The 5,678-nt window shown below is 69.1% G+C and carries 7 protein-coding genes; 2 read left to right on the forward strand and 5 right to left on the reverse strand.

Annotation, left to right across the window (positions count from 1 at the left end; all coding sequences use genetic code 11):
• Window positions 1–9 precede the first annotated feature (9 nt).
• The 4 genes from ACNAW0_RS29710 to ACNAW0_RS29725 form a co-directional block, all read right to left on the reverse strand.
• Complete coding sequence (locus tag ACNAW0_RS29710) at window positions 10–354, reverse strand: ArsR/SmtB family transcription factor (RefSeq protein WP_416291358.1); 345 nt, start codon at window positions 352–354, stop codon at window positions 10–12.
• A gap of 457 nt (window positions 355–811) precedes the next feature.
• Entirely contained in the window at window positions 812–1,126 is a 315-nt protein-coding gene (locus ACNAW0_RS29715) for a hypothetical protein (RefSeq protein ID WP_416291359.1), read from the reverse strand.
• 36 nt (window positions 1,127–1,162) lie between these two features.
• Entirely contained in the window at window positions 1,163–2,803 is a 1,641-nt protein-coding gene (locus ACNAW0_RS29720; protein WP_416291364.1) for a SulP family inorganic anion transporter, read from the reverse strand.
• A gap of 74 nt (window positions 2,804–2,877) precedes the next feature.
• Complete coding sequence (locus ACNAW0_RS29725; RefSeq protein WP_416291360.1) at window positions 2,878–3,243, reverse strand: ArsR/SmtB family transcription factor; 366 nt, start codon at window positions 3,241–3,243, stop codon at window positions 2,878–2,880.
• Window positions 3,244–3,590: 347 nt separating this feature from the next.
• On the opposite strand from ACNAW0_RS29725, the gene ACNAW0_RS29730 reads away from it, so the two are divergent.
• Both ACNAW0_RS29730 and ACNAW0_RS29735 read left to right on the forward strand, forming a co-directional pair.
• A complete protein-coding gene (locus ACNAW0_RS29730) occupies window positions 3,591–3,899 on the forward strand; it encodes a hypothetical protein (protein WP_416291361.1) in 309 nt (102 codons plus the stop codon).
• Window positions 3,842–4,396, forward strand: coding sequence for a hypothetical protein (locus tag ACNAW0_RS29735; protein WP_416291362.1), 555 nt, complete (start codon window positions 3,842–3,844; stop codon window positions 4,394–4,396). The genes ACNAW0_RS29730 and ACNAW0_RS29735 overlap by 58 nt, the downstream gene beginning before the upstream one ends.
• A 111-nt stretch (window positions 4,397–4,507) precedes the next feature.
• On the opposite strand, the gene ligD is transcribed toward ACNAW0_RS29735, so the two are convergent.
• Window positions 4,508–5,473, reverse strand: coding sequence for a non-homologous end-joining DNA ligase (gene ligD / locus ACNAW0_RS29740; RefSeq protein WP_416291363.1), 966 nt, complete (start codon window positions 5,471–5,473; stop codon window positions 4,508–4,510).
• Between the last annotated feature and the right edge of the window lie 205 nt (window positions 5,474–5,678).

Here is a 5,678-nt window from a genome sequence, read left to right on the forward strand (position 1 = left end):
ACGGCTCGCTCACGCTGGGTCAGCCCGCTCAGCGGCGCGCAGGTCACCCAGCAGCTCGGCCTGATTGGTCAACACCTCGGTCAGGATCCGCCGTGCCACCGCCAGCAACTCCGCCACCTGCGGGCTGACCAGCGAGTAGTACACGGTCGAACCATCCTTGCGAGTCACCACCAGGTTCGCCCGGCGCAGCACCGCCAACTGTTGCGACAGGTGCGCCGCCTCGATGCCCACCTGCGGCAGCAGCTCCGACACCGCATGCTCTCGCTCCGCGAGAAGTTCCAGCACTCGAATCCGGGCCGGATGCCCCAACGTTTTGAAAAACTCGGCCTTGGCCTGATACAGCGGCGTGCTCACGGGCCCACCCCTTTCTGGGGAGACACGCTACGGTCCGCTTGATAGCCGAGGCGCGCCACCTACCGACGGATGGAAACTGCGCCGAACGTTCGGCCGCGACCGCCCCCGCCGTAGCCGGCGCGATCTGATCGTCGAACAGCTGAGGCAGCAGCCGAGTGGCACCAGCCCGGCAATCACGTCGCCGGCGGCCAGCCTCCGGCCTAAGCCGGCTTCCCATCCTGACGGTCTGCAACGATGTTGAATCTCATGACTTGCTAAAGTTGGCAAGTCATAGGCGTCGGGAAGCCGATCGCCCACAGACGTTGGTGAACCTGGTTCGGCCCGTCCCGAAAGTCGACCAGCTGCAGCCCCGCCGACGGAGGCGCGCCGAGCGTGGCTTCCTCGCCAAGCGGACGGCCCACTGACCCGGCATGGCCCGCCGGCCCATCTCTCGTACGGCGGGCCATGCCGTTCAAGTTCAACTAATGCTTGTACCTGGCAGCCGGGCCGCACCCTGCGAGAGTCTGAACAGCCACAAGAGGACGACCCGCAGCACAGCGGTCAGGCCGGCGCGATCGCCGGCGCGCTGCAACTCACGGGCGCGACTGACCACGATGCCGAGCCGGTCGCCGTAGGCGGGCCACAGTGGAGCCTGCTGGCGAAGGCGCACCGCGAGCGCAGCCAGCTTCGCGGCGACTCTACAATCCTCGACCTGCAGGGCCTCAAGGTCGGGTAGCAGGCCGACCCGTACCGCCAGATAGGCGTTCCACGCCGCATGCCGGGCCGGATCCATCTCCGCGTTGGCCTTTCTCGCGCAGCTCCGCCGCTGTCACGGATGCCCAGCGGGGTCGAGCACGTCCTGCTTGTCGATGGCCAGGACGCCGGTGCGACGCAGATGGGCGCGCGCCGCGTCGATCGCTCCGGCGGTGCCGGGGAAGACGCGACCAGCAGCTCGTAGCCGATCGAGCACGCCGACCGCGTCGAGGATCTTCACTTGGTCCGCGCGGACACCGGAGACGAAGACGGCGATGTCACGGGGCTCGAGACGCTCGATCGCATCGCGTAACACGAGCGCGCCGGAGCCATCGATCGTCGACACCCTGGACATCCGCAGGATGATCACCCGCACATCCGCCACCTCGGACAGTTCCAGCAGAAACCGGTGGGCGGCCGCGAAGAACAACGGCCCGTCGAAGCGATAGGCCACAATGTGCTCTCTGAGCAGGGCGGCCTCCTCGAGGTGATGGTCAGCGATGTCGAGCGGGACCTCTTCCAGTCGAGCCGCACCCGCGATCTTGCGGATAGCCAACGCGGCGGCGACGAGCAGGCCGATCCCGACGGCGGCGACCAAGTCCAAGGCAAGGGTGGCTACCGCGGTCAGCGCCATGATGAGCGCGTCGGAGCGGGTTGCGCGGGCCAGGGCGGCCAGCGAGCCCACCTCGACCATTCGCACAGCCGTGGCCAGCAGCACCCCGGCCAGCGCGGCAACCGGAATGTATGCCACCAGCGGAGCGGCTGCCAGCATGATCATCGCCAGGGCAGCCGCGTGGGTCAGCGAAGCGAGTCGCGACTGGGCGCCGGAGCGGACGTTGACTGCCGTACGGGCGATCGCCGCCGTCGCCGGTACGCCGCCGAAGAGCGGGGTCACCAGGTTCGCCAAACCTTGACCGAACAGTTCCCGATCCGGGTCGTGGCGCTGGTTCACCGTCATCCCGTCGGCGACAGTCGCCGACAGGAGACTCTCCAGGGCGGCCAGGGCGGCGACCGCGAGCGCCGAGGTGAACAGGGTCGGCACGACCCTCAGGTCCAGGAAGCCCAGCGACGGGCTGGGAAGGGTGGCGGGCAGGGCGCCGATGCGGCCGACATCGAGCGACAGCAGCTGCGCCACCACGGTAGCCGCAGCCACCATGATCAGCGAGAACGGCACCGTGGGCCGCCAACGCGCACCGGCCAGCATCACCGCTGCCACCCCGAGCGCCACGATCAGCGCGGGCCAGGCCGGATGGCCGACGAACTCGACCAGCGCCCGCCAGGCCACCACGGTGACGTTCTCGCCATCCGGGCTCGGCACACCCAGCGCGGCGGGCACCTGCTGCAGGAAGATCACTGCGGCGATGCCCACGGTGAAGCCCTCCACCACCGGCGCCGGAACGTAACGCACGTACCGCCCGGCGCGGAGCAGGGCCAGTGCCAGCAAGATCAGGCCCGCCATCAGCCCGACCGTGAGCACACCGCCTGGCCCATAGCGCGCCACGATCGGCACCAGCACGACCGTCATTGCCCCGGTTGGCCCCGACACCTGCAGGTTTGACCCGCCGAACAACGCGGCGAGGGTGCCGGCCACAACCGCCGTTATCAGGCCGGCGGACGCCCCCAGACCGGACGACACTCCGAACCCCAGCGCCAACGGCAGCGCCACCACCGCAACTGTGAGCCCAGCGAGCAGGTCGCGGCGGGGCTGCCTGCGCATCGCCGCGACATCCGCCCGCCCGGGCAGAAGACCGGCCGCCTGGCGCCAGGCCAGCCGGGCGACGGCGGCAGCACTCACCGAGGGACCGACAGCGACGTGTCGTCAGCGTCGACCTGGTCCCCGCGGAGGCTCTCGAGCAGTTCCGCCTGGCCCGTCAGCATCTCGGTGAGGAAACGACGAGCCGCCCGCATGAGATCCGCCACGTCCGGTCCCGCGAGGGCGTAGATGACCGCCGACCCGTCCCGCCTCGACGTCACGATCCCCGCCCGACGCAACACGGAAAGCTGCTGAGACAGGCTCGACGCCTCGATGTCAACGTCAGCCAGCAGGTCCCGCACTGTCATCGGCCCGTCACCGAGCAGCTCCAGCACCCGGATACGCACCGGGTGCCCGAGCGTGCGGAAGAACTCCGCCTTCCTCTCGTACAGCGGCAGCGCCACACGTCCCCCTAACCGACTGACAGTATGGGCAATTGAAGACCTCTTCATATTGCCAAACCTGTTGGCCCTGGCCGGAGTGATCCGCACCACCCTCGCCGACAACCCATGCACCTGACCGTTGCCAGCGATCGGCCACGGCTTGATCGCTCCGATGGCAGTAGAGTGCTCTCCTACCTGGATGTGATCTTCCCGGTGCGCGGAGTCGTGCCCGGCGACCGTGACAGGAACGAAGCGCAGTGACGACCAAAATCGCGTACGACGTCGACGACAGCCGCCAGCTGGTGGCCCGCGGCCAGGTCCACAGGCAGAAGATCCCGTCGTCCGCGCTGCTCGGCGGCTGATCCGCGATGCAAGACCTGGTGGTCAACCTCGTCGCCAGCGTGCTCTCCGGGACCGCAGTCTGGGCCGGGCAACGGCTGCTTCGGTACCAGCGACGAGCCCGGATGCGTGCCTTCTTCGGGATCCACCCGGGAACGGTGTGCCTGCTGCTGCTCGGCCGGCACTTCTCGTCTCCACACGAGCTGAGCGTGCACCGGCGGGACGTCGCCGCCGCCGTCGCGGTAACACGATTATCAGCGACTGCGGTGGCCGAGCCGACGTGGCGCTCGCCGAAACAGCACCGCAACATTTGGGGCAGCAGACCGAGTTCTGCGTAGGCGGCCCGACCACCAATTCCCGAAGCCGGGTCCACCTGCGCGCGTTTCTGCCCGGAGTCCACATCGCCGCGGACGTCGACGCCGGTACCGCCGAGTTCCGGGTGGGCGGAAGCGAGTACGTTCGGGAACCCGGGCGGCTGGAGTACGCCCTTGTCGCGCGGGTAACGGGCCGGGCCGCTGGACGGCCGGTGTTCCTTGTCGTCGGCCAGACCTCGCAGGCGAACCTGGCCGCGGCCCGCATGCTGGCCAGGGAACACCGGCGGCTCGCCCGCCAGTATGGAAACGACCGCGACTTCTGCCTGGTGCTGCGGATACTCGAACCGGACAGTTATGGCTCGGACCTCGCCGAGGTCGTGTCGGACGTGACAGCGGCCGCACTACGATTCGATCCGCCACCCCCGCGGCAGCCGAGCCTCGGGCCGCCGACCGACCCTGACGTGCTGCCCACCCCACAACAGAACACGGATCCAGCAGGCGAGCAGCCCGCGAGTGGCTAGTGCGGTGTCCACTAACGGTATGTGGATGCGCGGAAGCGCGGTCAGCCACCGCGGAATGCTCGGGTGTGGACTGGAGATGCCCTGCCAGCTCAGCCGGGCCAGGTGACCGCGTCACCATTGCAACCGGATCTCGGTCGGCTCCCGATCGCTGCGCAGCCCCTTCCATGACGGGTGCCGCAGCCGGCGGTCCGGGGTCCAGGACCGGAAGGTGACATCCCCGACCAGGACCGGCTCGACCCACACGGCGTGGCGGGCGCGTTCGCGCGGCACCGGCGAGTCGAACGGCGGGTCCGGTCGGCGCAGTGGCTTCAGGCGTTGCTGCAGGTCGCGCAGGACGGCCTGGGTGAAGCCGGTGCCGACGTGCCCGACGTAGCACAACCTGTCGTGCGCGCCGTACATACCGAGCAGCAGGGAACCGATCGTGCCGGCACGCCGGCCGGTGCCCCGTTTCCAACCGCCCACGATGACCTCGACGGTGTCGTTGAGCGGCACCTTCACCCATGCCGGCGCCCGGCGGCCCGGCTGGTACGGCGACCGGAGCTGCTTCGCGACGACTCCCTCCAGGCCGAGTTCAGCCGCCGCCGTGGCCAGATCCCGGCCGGCCTCGCCGGTCCAGTAGGGCGGGGTGTCGACGCTGTCGCCGCTGAGCCCCAGTTCCTCCAGCGCCGCGCGACGCTCGCTGTACGGCAGGGGCGTGAGGTCCCGCCCGTCGAGGTGCAGCAGATCGAACAGGTACAGCCGTACCGGAGTGGCGGCGACCAGCGCGGCGGCCGGTGCCCGGACGTGCATCCGGTGCTGCAGCGCCGAGAAGCTGGGTCGCCCGTTGCCGTCGAGCGCCACGATCTCCCCGTCGAGCACCGCCCGCCGCCCGGCCAGCAGGCGCGCGAGCTCACCCAGCTCCGGATACGCTCGGGTGACGTCCCGGTCGTTGCGGCTGAGCAGCCGGAACCCGTTGTCGACGTAGGCGATCGCGCGGACACCGTCCCACTTGAACTCGTAGCCCCAGCCGGGTTCGGTGGGCAGCGCGCCGCTGGAGGCGAGCATCGGTGGCACGAGCTTCGGCATCCTGGCACCCATGCCTTCGATCATCGTCAGGCTCACCCCGGACCGCGCCGGTTTCCGGCCTTTCGCCCAAGATTGTGAAGTTATGGGCTGACCGATGTGGTCAAGTGGTTGATGGTGATGCTTTGCTTGGTGGGTGCGCCGGCCGCCGCGCAGGGTTGGCAACAGATCCGGGTTTTATCGGCAATCATAGTCGGACATTTCCATGTACTATGGGGGT

Source organism: Micromonospora sp. SL1-18, from assembly GCF_047921505.1.
Classification (GTDB): Bacteria; Actinomycetota; Actinomycetes; order Mycobacteriales; family Micromonosporaceae; genus Micromonospora.